Source organism: Streptomyces sp. E2N166 (assembly GCF_003671715.1).
Classification (GTDB): Bacteria; Actinomycetota; Actinomycetes; order Streptomycetales; family Streptomycetaceae; genus Streptomyces; species Streptomyces thinghirensis.
The window spans coordinates 841,914-845,374 of record NZ_RAIF01000006.1 but is presented as its reverse complement, the minus strand read 5'-3'; the positions used below and the strand labels follow the sequence as shown (position 1 = coordinate 845,374).

The 3,461-nt window shown below is 71.1% G+C and carries 4 protein-coding genes; all 4 read left to right on the top strand.

Going from position 1 to position 3,461, the window contains the following annotated elements:
- Window positions 1–160: (2Fe-2S)-binding protein (locus EBH09_RS04340; protein ID WP_193776101.1), on the top strand; the 160-nt coding region annotated here is incomplete at its 5' end.
- A 39-nt stretch (window positions 161–199) separates the two neighbouring features.
- Entirely contained in the window at window positions 200–1,399 is a 1,200-nt protein-coding gene (glgA, locus tag EBH09_RS04335; RefSeq protein ID WP_121745649.1) for a glycogen synthase, read from the top strand.
- Between the two features lie 51 nt (window positions 1,400–1,450).
- A complete protein-coding gene (gene glgC / locus EBH09_RS04330) occupies window positions 1,451–2,671 on the top strand; it encodes a glucose-1-phosphate adenylyltransferase (protein WP_121745648.1) in 1,221 nt (406 codons plus the stop codon).
- Between the two features lie 177 nt (window positions 2,672–2,848).
- Window positions 2,849–3,461: PA14 domain-containing protein (locus EBH09_RS04325; protein ID WP_238697179.1), on the top strand; the 613-nt coding region annotated here is incomplete at its 3' end.

The window sequence follows — 3,461 nt, the reverse complement described above, 5'->3', positions numbered from 1 at the left end:
GACCGGGACCGGCACCCTCACCGGTGACGGCTTCCGTCGGCGCAGTTGCTGTCTGTACTACCGGGTGCCCGGCGCGGGTGTCTGCGGCGACTGCTGCTTCTCCCACCCTCCTCGATCCCCGCAGTTCCGGCGCTCTTCCCCAGGCGCCCCGTCTGGGTGACCATGAGGGGACCAGCCGCCGAGCAACGGGAGGTTCCGGGTGCGTGTGGGACTGCTGACCCGGGAGTACCCGCCGGACGTGTACGGCGGCGCGGGCGTCCACGTCGAGTTCCTCGCCCGGGAACTCGCCCGCCTCGTCGACCTGGACGTGCACTGCTGGGGCGAGGGCCGCACCGACGGCGTGCTGCGCCACCGGCCCTGGCCCGCGCTCGACGGCGCCAACGACGCGCTGCGCACCTTCTCCGTGGACCTCGCCATGGCCGCCGCCCTCGAAGGCCGCGAACTGGTCCACTCCCACACCTGGTACGCGGGCCTCGGCGGCCACCTCGCCAAGCTGCTGCACGGCATCCCGCACGTGGTGACCGCCCACTCCCTGGAGCCCCTGCGTCCCTGGAAGGCCGAGCAACTCGGTGGCGGTTACGCCCTGTCCGGCTGGGCCGAGCGCACCGCGGTCGAGAGCGCCGACGCGGTGATCGCCGTGTCCGCCGCCATGCGCGAGGACATCCTCGGCTGCTACCCGGCGCTGGACCCCTCCAGGGTCCACGTCGTGCACAACGGCATCGACACCACCCTCTACCGGCCCGACCCCGGCACCGACGCGCTGGACCGGATCGGCCTGGACCGCTCCCGTCCGTACGTGCTGTTCGTCGGTCGCATCACCCGCCAGAAGGGCGTGCCCCACCTGCTGCGCGCCGTACGGGACATCGACCCCGCCGCGCAGGTCGTGCTGTGCGCCGGCGCCCCGGACACTCCCGAGATCGACCAGGAGTTCCGCGACCTCTTCGCCGGGCTGAGCCGCGCCCGCGAGGGCGTGCACTGGATCCCGCGCATGCTGCCGCGCCCGGAAGTGATCCAGTTGCTGACCCACGCCGCGGTCTTCGTCTGCCCCTCGGTGTACGAGCCCCTCGGCATCGTCAACCTGGAGGCGATGGCCTGCGGTACGCCCGTGGTCGCCTCCCGGGTCGGCGGCATCCCCGAGGTCGTGGCGGACGGCGCGACCGGCGTACTCGTCCGCAAGGACGACGGGAACGGCAGCCGGGACGACGAGTTCGAGGCGGGACTCGCCCGGGCACTGGACTCCGTCCTCGGCGATCCGGAGACCGCCCGGCGGATGGGCGAGGCGGGCCGCAAACGCGCGGTGGACGAGTTCGGCTGGGACGCGATCGCCCGCCGAACCGTCCGGCTCTACGGGGAGATCCTCGAGCAGGCGCAGTACGAGGAACCCGTCAAGCAGGCATAGGCCGCCCCGCCACGGGGCAGCCGAGGGTGAACGAGGGTGAGGGGAGCGGCCATGCGTCGTGGAGGTCCTTCGGTGCTCGGGATCGTGCTGGCGGGCGGAGAGGGCAAACGTCTGATGCCCCTGACCGCGGACCGAGCCAAACCCGCGGTCACCTTCGGCGGTACGTACCGGCTGGTCGACTTCGTGCTGTCCAACCTGGTCAACGGCGACATCCTGCGGATCTGCGTGCTCACGCAGTACAAGTCGCACTCCCTGGACCGCCACATCACCACCACCTGGCGGATGTCCAGCCTGCTCGGCAACTACGTCACCCCCGTCCCCGCCCAGCAGCGCCTGGGCCCGCGCTGGTACCTGGGCAGCGCCGACGCGATCCTCCAGTCCCTGAACCTCGTGCACGACGAACGGCCCGAGTACGTCGCGGTCTTCGGCGCCGACCACGTGTACCGGATGGACCCGCGCCAGATGCTCACCCAGCACATCGAGTCCGGCGCGGGCGTGACCGTGGCGGGGATACGGGTCCCGCGCGCCGAGTCGCCGTCCTTCGGGGTGATCACCCCGGGCTCCGACGGCCAGACCGTCACCGGCTTCCTGGAGAAGCCCGCCGACCCGCCGGGGCTGGCCGACGACCCCGAGTGCGTCTTCGCCTCGATGGGCAACTACGTCTTCACCACCAAGGCCCTCATCGAGGCCCTGCACCGGGACGCCGAGGACGAGAACTCGGTGCACGACATGGGCGGCTCGATTCTTCCCCGGCTCACCGACCGGGGCGAGGCCGCGCTGTACGACTTCAGCGCCAACCACGTGCCGGGGGAGACCACCCGGGACCAGGGCTACTGGCGGGACGTCGGCACGCTCGACGCCTACTACGACGCCCACATGGACTTGATCGCCGAGCGGCCCGCCTTCAACCTCTACAACCGGGACTGGCCGATCTACACCCACTCCACCCAGCTCTCGCCCGCCCGCTTCAACGCCGGCGGCATCGCCAGCGAGTCGATCATCAGCGCGGGCTGCCTGATCCGCGGGCAGGTCACCCGGTCCGTGCTCTCGCCGGGCGTGGTGGTCGATCCGGGAGCCGTGGTGCAGGGCTCGGTGCTGCACGACAACGTGCACATCGGCCGGGGCGCGGTCGTGCGCGGGGCGGTGCTGGACAAGAACGTGGACGTGCCGCCGGGCGCGACGATCGGCGTCAACCCGGAGCGGGACGCCGAGCTGTACAGCGTCTCCAAGAGCGGCGTGATCGCGCTGGGCAAGGGGCAGCGGGTGCCGTGACGGACGGGTGACGGCCCCGGGTCGCGCGGTGCGCCCGGGGCCGTTGTCATGTCCCTGGACGCCAAGCGGAATCCGTGCTGTCATGCCTCTGCAGCGCTGCTGTACATCGTTGTATGACATCGATGTCCTGAGCCATCGGCCACCACCCGTTTCCACCCGTTCTCGAGGAGAGGGTCAGTGCGCACCAAACGACTCAGAGACCGACTGGCATTACTGCTCGCCGCCGCACTCGGCGTCGCCGGACTCGCCGCCGTGCCGAACGCGAGCGCGGCCGCCGAGGAGGCCGCGGAGATCCACGGCCTGAAGGGCGAGTACTACACCCAGTCCGCCCCCGGCGCCTTCGACTTCCACGAACTCAAGGCCACCGGCTTCGATCCGCAGCTCGACTTCGACACCCTGGAGCCGCGGCTGAACTTCGCCACCGGCCAGTCGGACGACGTCAGCGTCCGCTGGACCGGCAAGCTGGTGCCGGAGAAGACCGGCGCCCACACCTTCTCGATCACCGCCGACAACGGCTTCCGCCTCTGGATCGGCGGAGAACCGGCCATCGACCACTGGGTCGACGACTGGGACCGCGAACAGACCTCCCGGCCCATCGAGCTGACGGCGGGGCAGGCCTACGACGTCAAGCTCGAGTACTTCGAGCACTACGGAGGGTCCAACCTCCACCTGCGCTGGACCGAGCCCGGCGGCGGCAAGGAGCCGGTTCCGCAGTCGGCGTTCCGCCTGCCGGACGGCTTCGACTACGACGGCGCGACGGCGACCACCGTCCAGGCCACCGGCCGCACCC